This window comes from Sulfitobacter sp. D7, assembly GCF_003611275.1.
GTDB classification, from domain to species: domain Bacteria; phylum Pseudomonadota; class Alphaproteobacteria; order Rhodobacterales; family Rhodobacteraceae; genus Sulfitobacter; species Sulfitobacter profundi.
This window is the reverse complement of sequence record NZ_CP020695.1, coordinates 34,510-56,928: the sequence shown is the minus strand read 5'-3', so window position 1 is coordinate 56,928 and position 22,419 is coordinate 34,510. Positions and strand designations below refer to the sequence as shown.

Genomic DNA, 22,419 nt, shown 5'->3' with positions numbered 1-22,419 from the left:
ATGGAATGAAAAAGGGCCGGAACGCTGCTGCGCCCCGGCCCCCAAAGTTTGGCTTACTGCCAGGACTTGATCAACTCTTCGTAGCTGATTGTCTCAGGCTCGGGGTCTTCGTTGTCGAGCTTGGCAACCGGCGAGCCGGGCTGTTCCAGCCAGTAGGAGGCTTCCTGCTCTTCGTTCATTTTCGGACCCAGATCACCTTGGACGCCTGCGCGCTCAAGACGTTCCATGACCTTTTCCTGCTCGGCGCAGAGGCTGTCGAGTGCTTCTTGCGGGGTTTTCGCACCGGACATTGCGTCGCCGATGTTCTGCCACCACAGCTGCGCCAGCTTGGGGTAATCCGGCACGTTCGTCCCGGTGGGCGACCATGCGGTGCGTGCGGGGGAGCGGTAGAATTCCACCAGACCGCCGAGTTTCGGCGCACGTTCGGTGAAGCTTTCGTGCTGGATGGTCGACTCGCGGATGAAGGTCAGACCGGCGTGGGCTTTTTCAACATCAACGGTTTTCGAGGTCACGAACTGCGCGTAGAGCCATGCGGCCTTGGCGCGGTCGACGGGGGTGCTTTCCATCAGCGTCCAGCTGCCCACGTCCTGATAGCCAACCTTCTGACCATCTTTCCAGTAGGCGCCATGCGGGCTGGGGGCCATGCGCCACTTGGGCGTGCCATCGTCGTTCAGCACGGCAGTGGCATTCTCGTTCACCATGTCCGCGGTGAAGGCGGTGTACCAGAACATCTGCTGGGCGATGGCACCCTGTGCAGGAACCGGGCCGGCTTCGCCGAAGGTCATGCCAGCGGCTGCGGGGGGCGTGTACTTTTCAAGCCATTCGATGGATTTGGAGATCGCATAGACCGCCGCCGCATCGTTGGTCGCACCACCACGGGTCACACAGGAACCGACGGGCTGCGAGTTTTCGTTGACCCGGATGCCCCATTCGTCGACCGGCAGGCCGTTGGGTTCACCGACATCGCCCATGCCAGCCATGGACATCCACGCATCGGTATAGCGCCAGCCAAGCGACGGGTCTTTTTTGCCGTAGTCCATGTTGCCAAAGACTTCGACGCCGTCGATGGTGCGGCCGGTGAAGAACTCAGCGATGTCCTCATAGGCAGACCAGTTGACCGGCACGCCCAGCTCATAGCCGTATTTTTCTTTGAACTCAGCCATCAACTCAGGATCGGTGAACCAGTCCTGGCGGAACCAGTAGAGGTTGGCGAACTGCTGGTCGGGCAGCTGGTACAGCTCACCGTCAGGCGACGTGGTGAAATCAAGGCCGATGTAATCGTCCAGATCCAGACCGGGGTTGGTCACGTCTTTGCCTTCGTTCGCCATCCAGTCGGTCAGGCTGCGCGCCTGCTTGTAGCGCCAATGCGTGCCGATCAGGTCAGAGTCGTTGATATAGGCGTCATAGATGTTCTCGCCCGACTGCATCTGCGTTTGCAGTTTCTCGACCACGTCACCTTCGCCGATCAGGTCGTGAGTGATGTTGATGCCGGTGATCGCGGTGAAGGCCGGGGCCAGCACGTTGGCCTCGTATTCATGGGTGGTGATTGTCTCGGACACCACTTTGATGTCCATGCCCTTGAACGGCTCAGCAGCGTCGAGGAAGAACTGCATCTCCGCCTCTTGCTCTTCGCGGCTCAGCGCGGAGCGTTCGATTTCCTCGTCGAGGAATTTTTTCGCGGCATCCATATCCGCGAATGCTGGTCCGGCGAGCAGACCGAGCGTGACCGCAAGTGCGGTACTCGATTTCATGACAGATCGTTTCATTATGTCCTCCCTAGACATTTGGTCGTGTCGTATGGCTGCCCCGATTAACCGGGATCAGCCGTGATAGCGCCTAGACCCAGCGAAATACGGCTGCGGCATAGGCAAGGCAGACCAGCAGCGCATAGGGCTGCGGCCCCGCCTCGAAACCCAGCCAGATCAAATTGATAAAGGCCGAGCCGAGAAGCGTGATGAACAGACGGTCACCACGGGTTGTTTCGATCCTGAGAATGCCGGTGCGGGGCGTCTCAGGAAATTTGATCGCGAGGATCGTGAAGGTGATAAGCAACAGCGCGATGACACCGAAGAAGATCGCGGTGGGCATGGTCCAAGCCATCCAAGACATAAGCGGTCTCCCTTTATACGCGCCCGAGGGCAAAGCCCTTGGCGATGTAGTTGCGGACGAAATAGATCACCAAAGCGCCCGGTACGATTGTGAGCACCCCGGCGGCGGCCAGAACACCCCAGTCGAGGCCCGAGGCCGAAACGGTGCGGGTCATGGTGGCGGCGATGGGTTTCGCGTCGACCGAAGTAAGGGTCCGCGACAGCAGCAATTCGACCCATGAGAACATGAAGCAGAAGAAGGCCGCGACACCGATGCCGGAGGCAATCAGCGGGGTGAAGATACGGATGAAGAAGCGCGGGAAAGAGTAGCCGTCAAGGTAGGCGGTCTCGTCAATCTCCTTCGGCACGCCGCGCATGAAACCTTCGAGGATCCAGACCGCCAGCGGCACGTTGAACAGACAATGCGCCAGCGCCACGGCAATATGCGTGTCGAACAGCCCGACCGAGGAATAGAGCTGGAAGAACGGCAGCGCGAATACGGCAGGCGGGGCCATGCGGTTGGTCAGCAGCCAGAAGAACAGATGCTTGTCGCCCATAAAGCTGTAGCGCGAGAAAGCATAGGCCGCAGGCAGCGCCACAGCGAGCGAGATCACGGTGTTCAGCACAACATAGATCAGGCTGTTGACATAGCCCATATACCAGCTCGGATCGGTGAGGATCTTGGCATAGTTCGCCAGCGTCAAATCACGCGGGTAGAGCGAGAAGCTCCCCAAGATTTCTGCGTTGGTCTTCAGGCTCATGTTGATCAGCCAGTAGATCGGCAGCAGCAGGAAAAGCAGGTAGAGGGTCATCACCACCACAGACCCTTTGGGCCGAAAGCGGCTGCGGCGGGCGCGTTTGTCGGTGGTCACGTCACCCGGAATGGGCGCGGCACCGGGGGCTTGCACGGTTGTGTCGGTCATCACACACCATCCCTTTTGTCGAGGTTGACCATCACGGTGTAGAACACCCATGAGATCAACAAGATCACCAGAAAATACATCAGGCTGAACGCCGCTGCGGGGCCGAGGTCAAACTGGCCGATGGCCATTTTCACCAAGTCGATGCTGAGAAAGGTCGTGGCATTGCCCGGCCCGCCGCCCGTCACAACAAACGGCTCGGTATAGATCATGAAACTGTCCATGAAGCGCAGCAGGATCGCGATCATTAGCACCCCCGCCATCTTGGGCAGTTCGATGTAGCGGAACACGGCCCAACGGCTGGCTTGGTCGATCTTGGCGGCTTGGTAGTAAGCGTCCGGAATGGATTGCAGCCCGGCATAGGCCAAGAGCGCCACCAGCGAGGTCCAGTGCCAGACGTCCATGACCACAACAGTGATCCAAGCGGCGGTGATGTCTTGGGTGTAGTTATAGGTGATACCGAGCTTGTCGAGCGTGTAGCCCAGAAGGCCAATGTCGACGCGGCCAAAGATCTGCCAGATGGTGCCGACCACGTTCCACGGGATCAGCAGCGGCAGCGACATGAGCACCAGACAAAAGCTGGCCCAGAACCCGTTTTTCGGCATGTTCAGCGCGACAAAGATGCCCAGCGGAATTTCGATCGCCAGAATGACACCCGAAAAGATCAGCTGCCGGCCCAGAGCATCCCACATCCGGTCGCTGTCGAGCATGTCGGAGAACCACTCAAGACCGGCCCAGAAGAACTCATTGCGGCCAAAGGTGTCTTGCACCGAGTAGTTCACCACGGTCATCAGCGGGATCACGGCCGAGAAGGCCACGAGGATCAGAACCGGCAGGACAAGGAACCATGCCTTTTGGTTGACGGTCTTGTTCATGCGGCCTCTCCCTCTGCGCTGATGCGCCAATCATCGGCATAGACATTGATGCCCGCCGGATCGAAGCTGATCGCGGTGTTTTCGCTCGGCACGGTTGCGCCTTCCTCGGCAATGGCGCTGACCGGTTGACCTGCCACATCAAGGCGGATGATCTTGTGGCGGCCCACGTCTTCGACGCGCGTTACCTTGGCAGGCAGGCCCAGCCCTTCGCCATTGAGGCGGATAAACTCGGGCCGGACGCCCAGCTGGGTTTTGCCGCCCTTGGGGGCGTAAGTTTTATTCAAGTTGATGTTCGTGCCCGCGACCTGCGCGGCATTGCCCGAGATCTGCGCGTCAAACAGGTTCATCCCCGGCGAGCCGATGAAATAGCCCACGAAAGTATGTGCGGGCCGCTCGAACAATTCCTGCGGCGTGCCAATCTGCACCACGCGACCATCGTACATCACCACGACCTTATCCGCGAAGGTCAGCGCCTCGGTCTGGTCATGGGTCACATAGATCATCGTGTGGCCGAATTCATGGTGCAGCGATTTGAGCTGCGTGCGCAGCTCCCATTTCATGTGCGGGTCGATCACCGTCAGTGGCTCGTCGAACAACAGCGCGTTCACGTCTTCGCGTACCATGCCCCGACCCAGCGAAATCTTCTGCTTGGCATCCGCCGTGAGGCCGCGCGCCTTGCGGTTCAACTCGTCTTCCATGCCGATCATCTGCGCGATCTGCTGCACGCGATCTGCAACATAAGAGGCATCCGCGCCCCGGTTGCGCAGCGGAAAGGCGAGGTTATCGCGCACCGTCATCGTGTCGTAGACCACCGGGAACTGAAACACCTGCGCGATGTTGCGCTCGGCGGTGGGGGCGTGGGTTACATCCACATCGTTAAACAGGATGCGACCCTGCGAAGGCTGCAACAGCCCCGAAATGATGTTGAGAAGTGTGGACTTGCCGCAACCGGACGCGCCCAAAAGCGCATAGGCTTCGCCGTCGATCCAGTCGTGGTTCAATTCCTTGAGGGCAAAGTCATCCTCATGGCCGGGGTTCGGCAGATAGGAATGCGCAAGGTTATCAAGCGTGATCTTGGCCATTATGCCGCCTCCGCATAGGGCGCGGCAGAGACGAGGGCCCCGTTCGCGTCAAAGAGATAGATATGCGCTGGATCCAGATAGACCGACAGCGGCTGACCCGGCTTCAGGTGCTGGATGCCATGCACCAGCCCGACCCATTTTGCGCCGTGATAGTCGAGGTGGATAAACGTCTCCGACCCCGTAATCTCGGTCACATTCAGCACCGCGTCAAAGCCGATCGCCTCAGCGGCCTGCGCGCTTAGCGTCAGGTGGTTGGGGCGGAAACCGGCGGTATATTCACCGTCTTTCAGGCTTGCCATCGTGGCAGGCGCGGGCATTTCACCGCCGTCAAACCGCAGCGTGTTGCCCGATTTGGTCATGCTGAGAAAATTCATCGGCGGGTCAGAGAAAACCCGCGCCGTCGTGGCATTCTCAGGCCGACGGTAGACGCTTGGCGTCAGGCCGAATTGCGTGACGCGGCCCTCCCAAAGCGTCGCGGTGTTGCCGCCCAAAAGCAGCGCCTCTTCCGGCTCTGTCGTGGCGTAGACAAAGATCGACCCGGCGCGTTCAAAGATGCGCGGAATCTCGGCGCGGAGTTCTTCGCGCAGTTTATAATCGAGGTTCGCCAGCGGCTCATCCAGCAGCACCAGCCCTGCGTTTTTCACCAGTGCCCGCGCCAAGGCGCAGCGCTGTTGCTGACCGCCCGAAAGCTCCAGCGGTTTGCGGTCAAGCATCGGGGTTAGCTGCATCAGCTCGGCGGTTTCGCGCACCGCGCGGTCGATCTCGTCTTTGGATTTACCGACCAGCTTCATCGGCGAGGCGATGTTGTCATAGACGGTCATCGAGGGGTAGTTGATGAACTGCTGATAGACCATCGCCACTTTGCGGTCTTGAACGCGCATGCCGGTGACATCTTCGCCGTTCCAGATCACTTGGCCAGTATTGGGCACATCCAGCCCGGCCATCAGCCGCATCAGCGAGGTCTTGCCCGCAGACGTTGGCCCCAAAAGCACGTTCATCGTGCCCTTTTCCAAGGTCAGGTCGGTCGGGTGGATATGCGTTTGACCGCCCACCGTTTTCGACACGTTTTTTAGGATCAAACTCACGTTCGTCCTCCCCTCATTCCGCCGCAGAGGCGGCTTGTTTCGCTGCACGCATCTGCATCCATTCATCAAGACGCGCGAGCTGCGCCTCATCCATTCGCAGGCCCGACTTGCTGCGGCGCCAAACGACGTCCTCTGCGCTGAGGGCATATTCTTTGTTCATCAGCCACGCGACCTCACCCGCCGTGAGGGTCGCGCCGAAATGCTCGCCCATATCCGCGAGCGTTTTCGCCGCGCCCATCATCGCCCATGCATCGGTACCATAGGCGCGGATCAGCCGTGCTGCCCAGCTTTCATCAAGAAAGTCATAATCCGCTTTCAACCGCGCGATCAACTGCGCGACACCGTCCACCGGGAAATCACCGCCGGGCAGCGCCACGCCAGCGGTCCAATGATCCGACAGCCCGCCAAAATGCGGGGCGATCAGATCCAGCGCGTCTTCGGCCAGTTTGCGGTATGTGGTGATCTTGCCGCCAAAGACATTGAGGATCGGCGCGCCGCCGGTTTCGTCCACCTTGAGCGTATAGTCCCGCGTGGCCGCCGTGGCGCTGCTGGCCCCATCGTCATAAAGCGGGCGCACGCCGGAATAGGTCCAGACGATGTCTTTGCGGGTGATGTCCTGCTTGAGATAGCCGTTCACGAAGTTGATCAGGTAATCCTGCTCTTCGGGGGTGCATTCCGGGGTGACGGAAGGATCGGGGTGATCCGCATCCGTGGTGCCGATTAGCGTGAAATCTTGCTCATAGGGGATCGTGAAGATGATCCGCCCATCGGTGCCTTGGAAGAAATAGCATTTGTCGTGATCGTAAAGCCGCTTGGTCACGATATGGCTGCCGCGCACCAGCCGCACCCCTTCGGAGGAGTTCAGCCGCGCAGTGTTGTGGATGATCTCGCCCACCCACGGGCCGCCCGCGTTGACCAGCATCTTCGCTTGGATCACCTCGCGCTGACCATCGGCGCCATGCTCCACCGTGACAGCCCAACCTTCGGCATTGCGGTCGGCCGAGATCACCTTGGTCCGGGTCATGATGCGTGCGCCGCGCAATTCCGCATCGCGGGCGTTCAGCACCACAAGGCGCGAATCCTCGATCCAGCAGTCGGAATACTCAAAGGCTTTCTCGAAGCGATCTTCCAGCGGTGCCCCCTCGGGCGTACCGCGCAGTGACAGGCTGCGGGTGGCGGGCAGGATCTCGCGACCACCGAGATTGTCATAGAGAAACAGGCCCAAGCGGATCAGCCACGCCGGGCGGCGGCCCCGCATCCAAGGCATGAACAGCCGTAGCAATTTGGAGGTCGGCGTGTCCCCCTCAAACCGCATGTCGCGGTGATAGGGCAGCACGAAACGCATCGGCCAAGAGATATGCGGCATCGCTTTCAGCAGCACTTCGCGCTCGGTCAGCGCGTGGCGCACGAGGCCGATCTCGAAATACTCAAGGTAGCGCAGCCCGCCGTGGAACAGTTTGGTCGAGGCCGAAGAGGTCGCCGAGGCCAGATCATTCATCTCGGCCAAGGTCACGCTCAGCCCCCGTCCTGCGGCGTCGCGCGCGATCCCGGCGCCGTTGATGCCCCCACCGATGACGAAAAGATCGACCGGGGCAGCGGGCACATGGCTATCGGGCTGTTGGTTCAAAATCCGGCCCTCCCCCAGCTCAGACTGTCCAATTAGGGGCAGTGTTACGAAACGACTCTCATCTGCACAAGTTTTATTTTCGTTTATGTTCGTTTCACCAGTATATCGAACATGCTAACCACAACCTGCTGCGCGATTGCTTGCGTTAGGCAAAACACTGGAGATAATGCGCCAACAGCAGGCAGGAGCGACACCCATTTCACAGACATTCCGCCATCCCGACATCCTTGAAATCGCCCGGCGCGAAGGCAAAGTCACCGTCGACGGGCTGGCCGAGCATTTCGGCGTGACCCATCAGACCATCCGCCGTGACCTTACGGAACTGGCCGATAGTGGTAAGCTTGAGCGGGTGCATGGCGGCGCGGTGCTGCCTTCGGGGGCCAGCAACATCGGCTATGCCGAGCGGCGCAATCTGCACGAAGAGGCTAAGACTCGCATCGCCCGCGCCTGTGCCGAACATATTCCCGACGGTTGTTCGGTCTTTCTGAATATCGGCACCAGCACCGAGGCGGTGGCCCGCGCTCTGCTGCATCACCGCGATCTGATGGTGGTGACGAACAACATGAATGTCGCCAATATTCTGGTCGACAATCCCGAATGCCGCATCGTGCTGACGGGCGGGGCGCTGCGCCGCATGGACGGCGGGCTGGTTGGCAATCTGACGATCGAAACGATCCGCCAGTTCAAGTTCGACATCGCGGTGATCGGCTGTTCGGCCATGGATGCGGATGGTGATCTGCTCGACTTCGATATCGAAGAGGTGGGGGTCAGCCAATGTATCATCGCGCAGTCGCGCAAGACCTTTTTGGTGACGGATCATTCCAAATTCAAACGCTCCGCCCCGGCGCGCATCGCTTCGGCGCGGGAGGTGGATATGTTCTTTACCGATCTGCCCCTGCCCGCCGGGCTAGCAGAGAAATGCAAGGGTTGGGAGACCGAAGTGATCTTTGCCCCGGATGCCTGACGCGCGCCGCTAGGCGTCCGTCCATTCCCGCGCGACGGGTTTGGTCACCAGCGTCGGCAGGCAGGCTTGCAATGCTTCGACAAAGTTCTGGCTCCAGCGGTTCACATCCGTCGCCCGCACCTGCGCCATGCAACTGGCATGGCGGCGTTTGCGTTCCTCCAACGGCAGGGCAAGCGCGGTCTTGAGCGCCTCGCTCATGTCCTCGATGTCGTACGGGTTGACCTGAATAGCATCTGTCAGGTCTTCGGCGGCCCCGGCCATATGCGACAGGATCAGCACGCCGGGGTCTTCGGGGTCTTGCGCCGCGACATATTCCTTGGCGACAAGGTTCATCCCATCGGCAAAGGGGGTGACGATCCCCACCCGCGCACGGCGGTAGAGCCGCGCCAAGAGATCGCGATCAAGGTTGCGGTGAATATAGCGCAGCGGGGTCCAATCGATCTCTCCATGTTCGCCGTTCACCCGGCCGACAAGTTCTTCCAATTCGTAGCGCAACTCGCGGTAAGCGGCGACCTCTTCGCGGCTTGGCGGGGCGATCTGGACCATGCTTACCCGCCGCTCACGCTCATCGCGGGTTTCCAGATAGCGGCCAAAGGCGCGGAAGCGGTTGGGCAGACCTTTGGAGTAGTCCAGCCGGTCCACCCCGATCACGATGTCCCCCGCCATATCATCGGCAAGCCGGTCCTGCGCGCTGCCGCCTTGGGCGGCCTGCACAAAGGTCTCCACATCGATCCCGATGGGGAATGATCTCAACGCCACTGCCCGAGAGCCGCATTTGATCGTGCCGTTCATCAAGAATTCGGAGTCCGTTTCGGCGCGGAACATTTCAAGGCAACGCGCCACGTCAGCGCGGGTTTGCAGGCCCACAAGGTCATAGTCCGCCAGCCAATGCGCCAGATTGGCCTCCCGCGGGAGGGCGCCCATATCGCCCAATGCGGGGAAAGGAATATGCAGGAAAAACCCGATCTTACCTGCAAAACCCAGTTTGCGCAGTTCTGTCGCGAGGGGAAAGAAGTGGTAGTCGTGCACCCAGATCATATCGTCCGGCCGGGCCACCTTCATCACCTGCCGCGCAAGGCGCGCGTTAACGGCGCTGTAGCCCCGCTCGAACCCCCGGTCCAACTCCACCAGATCGCCGCGACGGTGACAGACCGGCCAAAGCACCGAGTTCGAAAAACCGAGGTAGAAATTCTTGTAGTCTTCGGGGCTGAGGCTGAAGCTCAGCCGGGTGTATTTGCCCTGATCGCCATATTCGCTCAGGCTCTCTGACGGGGTTTCGGTGGTTTCCGGGTGCGACCCGATCCAGATGCCGCCGATCTTGCGCAGGGTTTCATGAAGCGCATAGACCAACCCACCGGAGGGGGCGGCCTCTGACGGGATGCGATTTGAGATTACAATTAATCTGCCAGCCATTTTATGCCTCGGGAACAATCAATTTTTGGCCGCCGAGCCTGCTAAGGCGGAACGCCGACCACCACTAACGGTTTAATGGTTTAGGTTGGTAAAGGTTCCCAGCTTGGTCGGCTTTGGTCAATTCTTTTGCAGGCGCAGCATGGCAAACCGCTGCGATTATTTTTTCAGCGCCCAAGAAAGAACCATGCAACCCCCACGGGAAGCAGGGACATCAAGACCATCGAAAAAATCACGACCCTGCCGTCGCGCATCAGATAGCCCGCCGCGAAAATGGCGATCATGGCCGAGGCGATAGAGCCGGAAGTGGGCACGATTTCCATGAACGGCATGAACATCGACAGGGCCATCACCATCAACAGCGGCAAGTAAATCCACGGGCGGTGCAGGATGAAGGTCGACCGCTGATGCAAATATTGATCCACGAAATCCACCGGGCGGCGCAGCCAGCGCACCCCCGCACGCAGCTTCTTCGCAGCGATGTCGCGGCGCATGATAAAGCCCGGTAGCCACAGGCTTTCGCGGCCAAAGATCATCTGCACCACCAGAAACAAGACCACCAACCCGATAAACGCCGTAAAGCCGGGGATGCCGCTGGCCGGAGAGGTAGAGATCAGGCTGAAGGTCAGGATCGTCGAAGCAAATGAATGTTTGCCCAGACAATCGATGATCTCTTCTACGGTAATCTGCCGATCCGCGCCGCCGGACAGATGCTCCATCTGGTCAAGGACACCGCTGAGAGTTGGCCCACCTGTCTCGTTCATAAAATTTCAGTCCTTCTGAAGCCGGGCGATACCACTATTCATGTTAACAATGCCTGAGCGCGGTTAAAGTTCGCCCGTCCCGTCAATTCAGGGTCACGCGGTGCTGCGCAAAAAGGCCAGAAGCCCCCGTTCGGCTTGGGTCATATCGTCAATATCAGGTGGGTCCGGCAGGTCTTGGGGGTTCTGGCAAAGGTCGATGACCTGCGGATGGATATAGCTGTTGCGCGCAATGGTGGGCGTGTTGTGCAGCCGTTGGGCCGCCGCTTCGGCCATGGCTTTGATGGTCAGTTTGTCGTCCTTTAGCGCCACGTCAAAGGCCGCGACAGACCCGGCCCATGTGCGAAAGGTCTTGGCAGAGAACCCTTCGGCGCCAGCGGCCTCGGCGATATAATCATTCAGGGCCGAAGAAGTCAGCCTGCGCGGCTCCCCCTCTTCGTCGAGCCAGGTCAGCAGGTCCGCGCCCGGCAGATCGCGGATTTTCTCCAAGGCGCGCATCAGGGTGCGGTTAGCGATCTGGCGGCGGACCCGCTTGCCGCCCTTCGCCATGAAGGAGGCCTGCAATTTCCCATCTTTCAAGACCAGATGCCGCCGTTTCAAGGTCAGCGTGCCATAGGTGCGGTTGGTCTTGGCGTAGACTTGATTGCCCACGCGCAGCGACAGGCGGTCGATCATCGCCACAGCGGCGGCCAGTGCAAAGTCACGTTCGCCCAACTCTTCCTTGAGGTCCCGGCGCACGCGGCGGCGGATGCGCGGCAGGGTCTCGGCAAATTCGGGCAGGCTTGCGTATTTCTCCTGCGCCTGCGCCTCGGACCAGAGCGGATGATAGCGGTACTGTTTGCGCCCCCGCGCATCGAACCCCGTCGCCTGTAAGTGACCGTTGACATGAGGGCTGATCCAGACCTGCTCATAGGCTGGGGGCACCGCCAGTTTCACCAGTCGTTCGCGTTCGGCCTTGTCCTTGATGCAGCGGCCATCGGGCGCGTGATAGGAAAACCCCCGGCCGCAGCGCCGTCGCGCGATGCCGGGTTTGCTGTCGGGGTAATACCTAAGCGTGGACGGTGCGGTCATCTGGGGTTCCGAATGTGTGATGCGGGGTCTTGCGGGGGCGCGCAGATTGCCCTTCGTCTAGGCAAACGCCGCTGCATTGGCTGGGTTCCCGCCCCGCAGGACGCGCATCTTTGCGCAGTTGCAGCATAAATCCTTTGATTTCGCTGCGCCGGCGCATAGGTTTCGTGAGAACGCCCGCGCACTGAAAATCCCAGTGCCCTGAAACGGATAGACCAGACCCTATGGATAGCACCACCCTGTCGCACAGCAATCTGCCGCCCGTGATCCCGCTTGAGCGCCATGCGTTTTTCCTTGATCTCGACGGCACGCTGGCCCCCATCGTCGACAACCCCGAAGACGCCTGCCTGCCGGAGGCGACGCGCCACCTGCTGACGCAACTCGTTGCGCAGACCGATGGGGCGGTGGCGGTGATCTCGGGCCGGGCGCTGGCGGATGTGGACCGTATCTTGGGCGCGCTGCGGCTGCCGGTCTCTGGCTCGCATGGGTTAGAGTTGCGGCTGAGCACCGCGGCGGATCACGCCCCAAAGCAGAGCGCAGGGATCCCCGCCCCCGTGATCGACCGGTTGGAAGAATTCGCCGTGCTGCATGGGGTGACGTCAGAACGCAAACCCGGCGCGATTGCGCTGCATTACCGCAAGGCCCCCGATCAGGGCGAGGCCTGCCGCGCCTTTGTCGATACGCTGGTTGGCGAAGACGCCAGCCTGCGCGGCCTGCATGGCAAGATGGTCAGCGAAGTCGCCCTGAAAGGTGTCGACAAGGGCGGCGCGGTGACGCGATTCATGGCCTCCCCCGCCTTTGCCGAGCGGCTGCCGGTAATGGTAGGCGACGACGTAACGGACGAAGATGGCTTTCGCGCGGCGCAGGCCATGGGTGGCTTTGGCATCAAGATCGGCCAAGGGCCAACCGACGCACAACATCGCATCGCAGATGTGGCCGGCTTTGCCGATTGGCTGAAAGAAATTCTGCACTGATCCGGCCCGCCCGGCAGACGCATTGAGAATAGAAAAGAGGGACTTATGGATCTGGGTGTCATCGGGAATTGCGCGGTTGCGGCGCTGGTCAGCCGCGAAGGGGCGATCAACTGGTTTTGCCTGCCACGGTTTGACGGCGATCCGGTCTTTCACAGTCTGATGGGCCACGGCGCGGGCGAAGAGGGCGACGGGGAGTTTGCCGTCGAACTCGAAGACATGACAGAAAGCGAACAGAGCTATCTGCCCAATACCGCGATCCTGCGCACGGTCCTGCGCAGCGCCAAGGGCGCGGTTGAGATTGTTGATTTCTGCCCCCGTTTCACCGCCTATGGCCGCAGCTTTCGCCCCCAGATGTTGGTCCGGCAAATCCGCCGGATCGAAGGCTCGCCCCGCGTGCGCATGCATCTAAAACCGCGCTTTCAATGGGGAGAGGTGGCCCCCACGCTTACCCGCGGGTCGAACCATGTGCGCTTTGTCGGGCCTGAGCAGAACATGCGCCTGACCACCGACGCGCCGATCGACCATGTGTTGGACGGGCGCATGATCAACCTCGAAGGGGAAATGACCTTCCTCCTTGGCCCGGACGAGACACTGTCGGACAGTCCTGAGCAGATTGGCACCACCTTTCGAACCAAAACCACGCGCTATTGGCAGCGCTGGACGCAGCGGTTGGCGATCCCTTTCGAGTGGCAAGAGGCCGTCATTCGCGCCGCGATCACGCTGAAACTCTGCAGCTATGAGGCCACGGGCGGTGTCATCGCCGCGATCACCACCTCTCTGCCCGAAGCGCCGGATTCGGGGCGCAACTGGGATTACCGCTATTGCTGGGTCCGCGATGCGTTTTTCACCGTGCGCGCGCTCAACAGTCTCGCCGCGACCCGCACCTTGGAGCATTATTTCCAATGGCTGATGAATGCCGTGGCGGATGCCGAAGGCGGGCATATCCAGCCCGTGCTAGGGCTCGGGCTTGAGACGGCGTTAACCGAACGTATCTCACCCAGCTTGCAAGGCTTCCGCGGGATGGGGCCGGTGCGGATCGGCAATCAGGCGCATGAGCATTTCCAGCACGACACCTATGGCAATATCATCCTTGGCGCAGCGCCCGCGTTTTTTGACCACCGCCTGCCGATGAACACCGGGCGCACGGCCTTTGAACAGCTTGAGCCCTTGGGCGAGCAGGCGTGGGAGCTGCACGACGAACCTGATGCCGGGATTTGGGAGCTGCGCAGCCGTGCCCGCATTCACACGTCTTCGTCGCTGATGTGCTGGGCTGCCTGCGACCGTTTGGGCAAGATTGCGCGCCATTTGAAGTTGGACGACCGCGCCGCCCTCTGGGCCGAGCGCGCCGAGGTGATCCGCGACAAGATCCTCGACAACGCTTGGTCAGAAGAACGCGGCGCCTTTGTCGAAAGCTTTGGCGGCAGCACCTTGGACGCCAGTGTCTTGCTGATGGGGGAGGTCGGTTTCCTGCCACCGAAAGACCCGCGGTTCATCGCCACGGTCGAGCGTCTTTCCGAAGTGCTGGGCCGCGGCCCCTTCATGCTGCGCTACGAAGAGGCGGATGATTTCGGCGTGCCCGAGGTCGGCTTTAACGTCTGCGCCTTCTGGCGGATCGATGCGCTGGCGCGGATTGGCCGCGAAGAGGAAGCCCGCAAGCTGTTCGAAGAACTGTTGGAAGCCCGCAACCACCTTGGCCTGATGTCCGAAGACACCGCCTTTGCCACCGGCGAGGGCTGGGGCAACTTCCCGCAGACCTATTCCATGGTCGGCATCATCAACGGCGCGATGCGCCTGTCGCGGCGGTGGGAAGCCGAGCTTTAACGCGCGAACAGCAGACGCACTCCCAAAAGCCCCAGCACCGCTGAGGCCACCCGGTCAAAGTAAACCTTCGCGCGCAGGTAGCCTTGGCTCACTGCCGGGCGGCTCATGCCGAAGGCCAAAGTGGTGTAAAAGGCGACTTCGATGATCAGGTGGTTGGCGACGATCAAAAGGTTCTCGCTCAGGCGCATCCCCTCGGGGAAGATGACCACCAGAACCGCCGCGGCGAAAAGCACCGATTTGGGGTTCAGAATGTTGATCATCAGCCCCTGCCGAAAGGCATGGCGGGCGGGGGTCACCGTACTTGTCACGGGCGCCCGCGCCCCGCGCCACATGCCAAAGGCCACATAAAGCAGATAGACCGCGCCCAGTGTTTTCACGACTGCGTAGGCCCATGGGAAAGCGAGGAACACCGCCTCCAACCCCAAGAGCGCGGCGAGGGTCCAGAACGATGCCACGAGGCCAAGCCCAAGCCCCACCGCAACACCCGCCCGCCGCCCCGAACTTAGCGTGGTCTTTAGCGCGATCAGAAAGGCCGGGCCGGGGCTGAGGATCGACGCGATGAGCGCGATGTTAAAGGCGATGAGATGCGACAGTTCCATGGCAGCGGCCCCCCTTTGTGCGCCCCCAGCTATGCGGGGCTGAGGCACCCGGTCAACTGAGATTGGGTGACCCCGCACCGTCGGGACGTTGATCCGCCCCACATCTGCCCAAAAAACGGGCACGGCCCCTAGACGAAAGACCGCACCGTCGCGATGGCCCCGTCGAGCGCCTTTCCTTCGGCATCTTGCAGCGCCGCCTCGCGCAGACGTGCAATCCACTGCGCCGCGTCCTTTCGCCCGCGCAGCAGCGCGGCGGCATCCATCACCTTGTCGAACTTGCCCAGCCCCCGCGCATGGGTGTCGGAATAGCCTTTAATGAGCCGTCGGCATTTCACCAGTTCAACCGCCGAGTCGTAATCGGCCTCAACCTCCGCCAGACAGCGCGACAGCCAACCGTCGAGATGGGCGACTTCGATGGCATGGCGATGGGTTTTCAGACGATACCCTTTAAGCCCGCCGAGAACATGCAGCATGAGAAACGCAGGCAGCCTGTCGGTGCGCAGGCGGCGGCCCTTGTCGAACCAGCGGTTCAGACGCGCCATCCACTTCTCGCTCGCCTCTACCTTTGCGCCAAGACGGGCAGGCATCAGGCCCGCGATTTCGTCGGCGCGGGGGTGAAAATATTCGGTCAGCTGCATGAGGTTGGCATCGCCCGCCCGCATCTCTTGCCGGATATGCGCAAAGCGCGGCGCGCGGGTTTTCAGGTCTGCCACCCGAATAACGTCATCATAGGCCATGGCGTTGGCAATATATTTCGCCGCAGCCGCCGAAAGCCGCCAGTCCTGCGCGGCGTTGTCACGGGCCAACACGGTATCGAGCCGATCAAGATAGAGCGTGCCATAGGCGCAGTCTTGGTAGTTCACGACCTTGGCAAGCCCCGCAAAAGCCAGATCATGCACCGCTTCGGGCAGCGCATCGGCGCGGGTGACCAGCGCGTCCCATTGGCCTTGCAGCGCGTCAGGTCCGGCAAGGCGGAATGCGGTTTCGGGGTCTTCCACAGGGACCGGGGCGGCGTTGGGCAGACGGCCCTGCGCCGCGTCAAAGCCCACGGCGAAGGCACGCAATGAGGGCTCCACCCCCTTGCCCCCGGCGCGGATCGCATCCTCATAAGCCTCCCGGCGGAACGGCAGCGCGCCAGACCCGGCCAAAGCGCCAAAGAGCGAGGCCGAGATGACAGAGCCCGCGCCCACGGCCAGCCCCTCCATATCTTCGAGCACCAGTTTCTGCGCCGCGATCTCAGCCGCCGCGCGCACTTCATCGGCATTGGCAATGCCATCGCCGGGGGCCATCTTCTCGCTCACCGCAAGCGCGCGGTGGGTTGAGCCGATCAGCGTGGTGCGGTCGGGTGTCACGAAACCGCGCATCACGGCGCGGCCAACTTCCATCATCTCAGCCGCGATCAACACGTCGACATCGCCCGCCGCAGGGGCGAGGGCAAAGACCGGCACAAACGCGGTTTTCGGTGCCATTTCAATGTAATAGATCGTGGCCCCAGTGCGCTGCGCCACCCCCGCGACCGAGGTCGCCTGACAGACATAGCCTTCGGCCCGGGCCATGGATTCGATCCACCCGGTCAAGACGCCGCCGCCCTGCCCGCCCACGGCCATGACCGCGAGCTTGATGATTTCGCCGACGCGCGCGTCGGGTGTCTTTTGCGGCAGAACCAAATTCACGTCGTCACTCCTTCGCTGCGCAGCCGCTTGGCGTCGCGCCGTCTTTGCAGCCAAGCGATGATCTGGCTGGATTTATCGGCACGCCACCGCTCAAACCGCGTCGGATTATGCACCACATCCGCTTGGTAAAACGACGGGCAAAGCACCGCCGTATCGGCGACCTCGCCACAGTTGCCGCAGCCGACGCAGGTCTGATCAATATGCGCCACCGGATCGTCGCGCAGCGGATCGTCGAGCCGTTTGAGCGACAGCGACGGGCAGCCCGAGAGCCGGATGCAGGCATGATCCCCGGTGCAAACATCGGCATCGACGCCAAAGCGCGGCACCTCCATGCGGCGGCCTTCCTTGATCGCCTTGTTGCGCAGGGGCTTTTCGCGGCGCTGCTTGTTGAGCATACATTCCGAAGAGGCCACGATGACCTTCGGCCCCTTATAATCGGTGGTCAGCGCCTCGCGCAGCACCTCGCGCAGCTTGCCCACGTCATAGGTCCGGTCGATCTGGCGCACCCATTCGACGCCCACGCCCTTGAGCGCCTTGGAGATCGGATTGTTGGTTGATTTCGTGTCGTTATGCGCCCGCGAGGACATCACGTCCTGCCCGCCCGTGGCGGCGGAATAGTAGTTGTCGACGATCACCGCGACGCTGTCGGACTTGTTGAACACCATGTTCCCGATCGAGGTCGAGAGCCCGTTGTGCCAGAATCCGCCATCCCCAAGAATCGAGATCACCCGTTTGTCGCCGCCCCCGTCGAAGGCCGCGTTAGAAGCGGGGCCAAGGCCATAGCCCATGGTCGAGCCGCCGATCTCAAAGGGCGGCAGGCACCCGAAAAGGTGGCAGCCGATATCGCCGGTGATCTGGTGCTTGCCCAGCTCTTGCTCAGTCAATTTCATCGCAGCAAAAATCGGGCGTTCGGGGCAGCCAGTGCAAAAACCCGGCGGGCGGATCGGCACGGTGTCTGACAGATCGGGGATCGCGGGCGCTTCGGCATTGGGCGCGCGGACCTTGCCGGGGAGCATTTCGGGCGCGGCGATCTTAAGGAAAGCGGTCATCCCATCGAGCAGCACCTGCCCGGTATATTCACCCGCCATCGGCAGCACGTCCTTACCGTGCAGTTTCACCTTGCGTTCGAGCCTGTAGAGGTAGGAGCCGAGTTGCTGTTCGATGTGATCGGGCTGGCCTTCCTCGACCACCAGAACATGCTCTTTGCCCGCGCAGAATTCGTCGAACTCGTCCCGCAAGAGCGGATAGGTGACGTTCAGCACATAAAGCGGCACTTCGGTCTGGCCGTGGATATCGGCCAGCCCCAGCCGTTGCAGCGCCCGGATGACCGAATTGTACATGCCGCCCTGCACCACGATGCCCAAGGGCGCTTTCTCGGGGCCAAAGAACTCATTCAACCCTTTGTCGCGGATGAACTTTTCCGCGGCAGGCCAGCGGTTTTCGATCTTGTCCTGCTCATGCAGATAAGACATCGGCGGCAGCACCACGCGGTTGAAGTCCGAGCGCGGGTTGGCGGCGGCTTCGGCCACGGTCAGCGGTGGGCGCTGGTTGTCGCGCGTCTCGAAACTGCCCGTCACATGGCAAGACCGGATGCGGACCATCAGCATGACGGGCGTGTTGCTCGCCTCCGACAGTTCAAATCCGTCTTTGACCGCCTTGGTGATACAGGGCAGGTTGGGGCGCGGATCGAGCATCCAGAACTGTGATTTCATCGCGAAACCATGGCTGCGCTCCTGCATGATCGAAGAGCCCTCTCCATAGTCTTCGCCCACGATCACCAGCGCGCCGCCGGTCACGCCGGAGGAACTGAGGTTCGCCAGCGCGTCCGAAGCCACATTCACCCCCACCGGCCCCTTAAAGGTCACCGCCCCGCGAATGGGGTAGTGCACCGAAGCTGCCAGCATCGCCGCCGCTGCGGCCTCCGATGCGTTCGCCTCAAACCGCACGCCAAGCTCACCCATAAGCTCTTCGGCATCGGCCAACACGTCCATCAGATGCGAGATCGGCGCGCCCTGATAACCGCCCACATAGCCGACCCCGTTTTCCAGCAGCGCCTTGGTAATCGCGAGGATACCCTCACCTGTGAAGACGTCGCCATCCCCTTTGCGCAGGTGCTCCACCTCTGCCTTGAACGAACGTTCGGCCATTGGACCCTCTTAAAAATCGTGTTTTCGGATATTGCGCAGCATGGTGCGCAGCGTGGCCACAAAGGCCTCTTTCTCGGCCGCGCCGATGCCTTTGAACATCGCGTCATAGGCCTCTGCCATATGCGGCCAAAGCCTTGCATAGGCCTCTTGTCCCTTGTCGGTCAGATAAACGCGCGTGGCACGGCTGTCGGCCGCATCGGTCTCGCGCCGCACCAACCCGTCGCGCACCAGCGCGTCGAGCGCGCGGCTTAGCGTGGATTGCTGCACCACGGCATAAACGGCCAATTCGCGGATCAGGATGCCATCGGTCACCGACAGCACGGCGAGAGAGCGCATTTGCGGCGTGGTCAGCCCAAGTGCGGCCATCTCCGCCGACAGGGCGGCGTTATACCGCCCCATGATCCGGTTCATCAAATAGGGCGCGAAATTATCGAGGCCCATCTGATCCAGCGGCGCATTCCCAGCCTCGGAAGGTGATGTATCTGCCACCGGTCAGCCCTTCGGCACCAGCGCCAGCGCCCGAATGGGGCTGCCGGTACCGTTCTTGATCTTCAGCGGTGCCGCAATCAGGATCGCGCCCTTGGGCGGCAGCTTGTCGAGGTTGGCAAGGCTGGCAAGACCGAAACAATTGTTCTTATGCAGCAGGTTATGCGCAGGATACGGCGGTTCCATTCCACCGGCTTGGCCCGCATCGGTGCCGATGCACTGGGTGCCCCAGCCGACGATCTTTTTGTCCATCAAATATTCAATCGCATCCGGGGTCGGCCCGGGGCTGTGGGGGCCCGCCTCATCCGCATTGAGAAAACGCGCTTCGTCATCGACGCGGGCGTCCCAATCGGTGCGCATGACGACCCATTCGCCCTTACCGATCTCACCATATTCCGCTTCCCATTCCTTGATGCCCTTGGCGTCGAGCAGAAAGTCCGGGTCTTCTTGAGATTGCTGCGAACAGTCGATCACATTCACCGGCGCAACGAGGCGCTGCACGTCGAGCGTATCGGTGAACCCGTCGTCGTAATCCTTGCCGGTGATCCAATGGTGCGGCGCGTCGAAGTGCGTGCCGGAATGCTCTCCCAGCACCATCCAGTTCCATGCAAAGAACGGGCCATCCTCGTCATATTCGCTGATCTTGTGAATCTCGACCTTCGGTGTCGGCTTGGCAAAGTCGGCTGGCAGTTGCAGGATCGGCGTATCCGGCCCCAAAACGCCCGAACAATCCACCACTTCGACCCCGCCAGAGACGAGCATCGCCCCAAAATCACGCATTAAATCCGTAGCACTCATTTCAAACATTCTCCCTCAAATGGCGCACCCACTCCCGATGCGTTGGCCCCTGAAAAGATGCTAGTCAAATTTATATGCGTTTGCAATTATCTTCTTCGAAAGGGCGCAAAACAACGCAAAAGGCCCGCCGCAGATGCGACGGGCCTGCCCAGCCGGGGAGAGTTGGGAGGGGGATTAGGCGGCGTATTTCGCGACCGCGCCGCCCTGCTTGCTCCAATCGGCATACCATGTCCGGAACAGCCGGTACTGCGCCTCGGCATAGCCGCGCTGGCTGTCGGTCAGAGCGTCGGTCTCGTTAAAATGCAACGCATATTCCCCATGGCCCTCAAGCACCATCAGGTGCTTATAATAAAGCACGAGGTTCGGCCCCTCATCAAAGGAGGATAGAACACCAAGCGCCGCGTCGAGTTCCTGCGCCCGCTGGCGCGCTTCGGCATCGCCCGCCGCTGCGGCTTGGCTGAGGGCCACAAGATGCAGCACTTCGCGCGGCAGCACATTGCCGATCCCGGTGATAGCGCCCGTGGCACCGCAATTGACGAAACCATGGAACACGGTGGTATCGACCCCGATCATCAGCGTGACTTCATCATCGCGGCTGGTGATGTTCTCTGCTGCATAACGCAGATCATCCGCACCGCCGAACTCTTTGAAACCCACGAGGTTCGAATGCTCGGCCCGCAGGGCAAAGAACAGATCGGCGCGGGTGGCGAAGCCGTAATAGGGGCTGTTGTAAATCACGGCAGGAAGTTCTGGCGCGGCCGACAAAACGGTTTTGAAGTGATCCTTCTGCGCCGCAACCGACGTGCCGCGCGACAAGATGCGGGGGATCAACATCAACCCCTTCGCGCCGACCCTTTGCGCATGGGCCGCATGTTCGGCGGCCAGCTTGGTGTTCACAGCACCCGTGCCAACGACGACAGGCACACCCGCATCAACCAAACGCTCAACGCCCTCCATCCGCTCTGCATCTGTCAGCAAAGGCCAATCGCCCATGGAGCCGCAGTAGACGACCGCGCTCATACCATCGGCGATCAGCTTTTTGCCCATGCGCACCAGCGCATCGAAATCGGGTTTCCGGTCTGCCGTGCAGGGGGTCATCAGGGCCGGGATGCAGCCGGAAAAAATCGAAGGGGTCATTTGTCTCTCCATTCATAGAATCCGGCTGTGATATTGCCGGGGTTGGCTGCATCTTAGCTATTGTATTTTATTTGTCGACAGAAAATCGACACAAGCTTTCTGCGCGCGAAAAACCCCGCATTTACTCTAGTTATAGTTCGATATGCTGCCGTCGATCCCGCGAAATCAGCGCCTGAATCTGCCCTACAATCTGATCCGCATGGGTCTCCGCCAAAGAATCCGCGCGCCCGATATCGCGCACCTCGATGGCCGCGATTAAATCCTCATGCTCTTGGACATACTCACTGGGAAGCTGATCATCGAAGGATTGGTAATACATCCGCAGCAAACGGCGCCCCTCGTCCAACAAGCGCAAACAAAGCGATTCGTAATAAGGGTTGCGCCCCGCCCGCGCGATCTCGGCATGAAACTCGCGGTTCGTGGCGATCATCGACAGCGCGTCCTGCGCCGACACAGCTTTGGCAAACTCTGCCTGCCGCGCGCGGATCTTGGCCATGTCGGCCGGAGTATGAAACTGCGCCGCTAGCCGCGTGGTGACACGGTACATCAACGTCATCGCGTCAAAGAAGGTGTGCAGATTCATGAAGTCGATATTCGCCACCACGGTCGAACGGTTGGGCAGCGTGGTCACCAATCCCTCGCTCGCCAGCCGCACCAATGCCTCACGGATCGGCGTGCGCGACATCGAAAGACGCTCGGATAGGCGAATCTCGTCGATCGGGCTGCCGGGCAGCAGGGTTAAATCAAGGATCTCATCCCGCAGGATAGAATAGACAAATTGCGCCCCGGACCCGCGCTTGCGTTCCGCCGTTTTAGGTTTGCTGGTCATGCGGGGATGCCGCCCTTTCGAAATTCTTGGCTCCCCCTCGATAAAGCAACAAATCGACCGCCCTACAATAGCGCAG

20 protein-coding genes are annotated in these 22,419 nt (G+C 61.0%); 3 read left to right on the top strand and 17 right to left on the bottom strand.

All coding sequences use genetic code 11. The features are described from left to right. Nucleotides 1-53 precede the first annotated feature (53 nt). The 7 genes from B5M07_RS16790 to glpD all read right to left on the bottom strand — a co-directional run bounded on the left by B5M07_RS16790 (nucleotide 54) and on the right by glpD (nucleotide 7,676). Nucleotides 54-1,751, bottom strand: coding sequence for an ABC transporter substrate-binding protein (locus tag B5M07_RS16790; RefSeq protein WP_120352347.1), 1,698 nt, complete (start codon nucleotides 1,749-1,751; stop codon nucleotides 54-56). 85 nt (nucleotides 1,752-1,836) lie between these two features. Next, a complete protein-coding gene (locus B5M07_RS16785) occupies nucleotides 1,837-2,109 on the bottom strand; it encodes a DUF2160 domain-containing protein (protein WP_067936718.1) in 273 nt (90 codons plus the stop codon). Nucleotides 2,110-2,122: 13 nt separating this feature from the next. Then, entirely contained in the window at nucleotides 2,123-3,010 is an 888-nt protein-coding gene (locus tag B5M07_RS16780) for a carbohydrate ABC transporter permease (protein ID WP_067628796.1), read from the bottom strand. Further along, on the bottom strand, nucleotides 3,010-3,882 hold the full coding sequence (locus B5M07_RS16775) for a carbohydrate ABC transporter permease (RefSeq protein ID WP_067628794.1): 873 nt from the start codon (nucleotides 3,880-3,882) through the stop codon (nucleotides 3,010-3,012). The genes B5M07_RS16780 and B5M07_RS16775 overlap by 1 nt, the downstream gene beginning before the upstream one ends. Then, nucleotides 3,879-4,964: an ABC transporter ATP-binding protein gene (locus B5M07_RS16770; RefSeq protein WP_120352346.1), complete on the bottom strand. Its 1,086-nt coding sequence runs from the start codon at nucleotides 4,962-4,964 to the stop codon at nucleotides 3,879-3,881. Before B5M07_RS16770 ends, B5M07_RS16775 begins: the two co-directional genes overlap by 4 nt. After that, entirely contained in the window at nucleotides 4,964-6,049 is a 1,086-nt protein-coding gene (locus B5M07_RS16765; RefSeq protein ID WP_120352345.1) for an ABC transporter ATP-binding protein, read from the bottom strand. Before B5M07_RS16765 ends, B5M07_RS16770 begins: the two co-directional genes overlap by 1 nt. Nucleotides 6,050-6,062: 13 nt before the next feature. Next, nucleotides 6,063-7,676 carry a glycerol-3-phosphate dehydrogenase gene (gene glpD / locus B5M07_RS16760; protein WP_254694009.1) on the bottom strand — a complete coding sequence of 538 codons (1,614 nt, stop codon included), beginning with the start codon at nucleotides 7,674-7,676 and terminating at the stop codon, nucleotides 6,063-6,065. A 196-nt stretch (nucleotides 7,677-7,872) separates the two neighbouring features. Between glpD and B5M07_RS16755 the strand changes: the two genes are divergently transcribed. Then, on the top strand, nucleotides 7,873-8,640 hold the full coding sequence (locus tag B5M07_RS16755; protein WP_162931908.1) for a DeoR/GlpR family DNA-binding transcription regulator: 768 nt from the start codon (nucleotides 7,873-7,875) through the stop codon (nucleotides 8,638-8,640). Between the two features lie 9 nt (nucleotides 8,641-8,649). On the opposite strand, the gene B5M07_RS16750 is transcribed toward B5M07_RS16755, so the two are convergent. The 3 genes from B5M07_RS16750 to B5M07_RS16740 form a co-directional block, all read right to left on the bottom strand. Next, nucleotides 8,650-10,053 carry an alpha,alpha-trehalose-phosphate synthase (UDP-forming) gene (locus B5M07_RS16750; RefSeq protein ID WP_254694008.1) on the bottom strand — a complete coding sequence of 468 codons (1,404 nt, stop codon included), beginning with the start codon at nucleotides 10,051-10,053 and terminating at the stop codon, nucleotides 8,650-8,652. 164 nt (nucleotides 10,054-10,217) lie between these two features. Continuing rightward, the gene (locus B5M07_RS16745) at nucleotides 10,218-10,814 is read right to left on the bottom strand and encodes an exopolysaccharide biosynthesis protein (RefSeq protein ID WP_120352343.1); all 597 of its coding nucleotides are present in this window, start codon (nucleotides 10,812-10,814) and stop codon (nucleotides 10,218-10,220) included. A gap of 93 nt (nucleotides 10,815-10,907) precedes the next feature. Further along, entirely contained in the window at nucleotides 10,908-11,882 is a 975-nt protein-coding gene (locus B5M07_RS16740) for a DNA topoisomerase IB (RefSeq protein WP_120352342.1), read from the bottom strand. Between the two features lie 221 nt (nucleotides 11,883-12,103). Here B5M07_RS16740 and otsB point away from each other — a divergent pair, with 221 nt between their 5' ends. Then, complete coding sequence (gene otsB / locus B5M07_RS16735; protein WP_120352341.1) at nucleotides 12,104-12,853, top strand: trehalose-phosphatase; 750 nt, start codon at nucleotides 12,104-12,106, stop codon at nucleotides 12,851-12,853. A 45-nt stretch (nucleotides 12,854-12,898) separates the two neighbouring features. Continuing rightward, on the top strand, nucleotides 12,899-14,674 hold the full coding sequence (locus tag B5M07_RS16730) for a glycoside hydrolase family 15 protein (protein ID WP_120352340.1): 1,776 nt from the start codon (nucleotides 12,899-12,901) through the stop codon (nucleotides 14,672-14,674). On the opposite strand, the gene B5M07_RS16725 is transcribed toward B5M07_RS16730, so the two are convergent. The 7 genes from B5M07_RS16725 to B5M07_RS16695 all read right to left on the bottom strand — a co-directional run bounded on the left by B5M07_RS16725 (nucleotide 14,671) and on the right by B5M07_RS16695 (nucleotide 22,343). After that, the gene (locus B5M07_RS16725) at nucleotides 14,671-15,273 is read right to left on the bottom strand and encodes a LysE family translocator (RefSeq protein ID WP_120352339.1); all 603 of its coding nucleotides are present in this window, start codon (nucleotides 15,271-15,273) and stop codon (nucleotides 14,671-14,673) included. The two genes, B5M07_RS16730 and B5M07_RS16725, sit on opposite strands and share 4 nt — an antisense overlap. Nucleotides 15,274-15,401: 128 nt before the next feature. Then, complete coding sequence (locus B5M07_RS16720; RefSeq protein ID WP_120352338.1) at nucleotides 15,402-16,946, bottom strand: indolepyruvate oxidoreductase subunit beta family protein; 1,545 nt, start codon at nucleotides 16,944-16,946, stop codon at nucleotides 15,402-15,404. Then, on the bottom strand, nucleotides 16,943-19,093 hold the full coding sequence (locus B5M07_RS16715) for a thiamine pyrophosphate-dependent enzyme (RefSeq protein ID WP_120352337.1): 2,151 nt from the start codon (nucleotides 19,091-19,093) through the stop codon (nucleotides 16,943-16,945). The genes B5M07_RS16720 and B5M07_RS16715 overlap by 4 nt, the downstream gene beginning before the upstream one ends. A gap of 9 nt (nucleotides 19,094-19,102) precedes the next feature. Further along, nucleotides 19,103-19,534 (bottom strand): MarR family winged helix-turn-helix transcriptional regulator, encoded by a 432-nt coding sequence (locus B5M07_RS16710; protein ID WP_120352448.1) that lies wholly within the window; start codon nucleotides 19,532-19,534, stop codon nucleotides 19,103-19,105. 51 nt (nucleotides 19,535-19,585) lie between these two features. Then, complete coding sequence (locus B5M07_RS16705) at nucleotides 19,586-20,377, bottom strand: cyclase family protein (RefSeq protein WP_120352447.1); 792 nt, start codon at nucleotides 20,375-20,377, stop codon at nucleotides 19,586-19,588. A gap of 174 nt (nucleotides 20,378-20,551) precedes the next feature. Next, the gene (locus B5M07_RS16700) at nucleotides 20,552-21,514 is read right to left on the bottom strand and encodes a dihydrodipicolinate synthase family protein (protein WP_120352336.1); all 963 of its coding nucleotides are present in this window, start codon (nucleotides 21,512-21,514) and stop codon (nucleotides 20,552-20,554) included. A gap of 130 nt (nucleotides 21,515-21,644) precedes the next feature. Then, nucleotides 21,645-22,343: a GntR family transcriptional regulator gene (locus B5M07_RS16695; protein ID WP_120352335.1), complete on the bottom strand. Its 699-nt coding sequence runs from the start codon at nucleotides 22,341-22,343 to the stop codon at nucleotides 21,645-21,647. Between the last annotated feature and the right edge of the window lie 76 nt (nucleotides 22,344-22,419).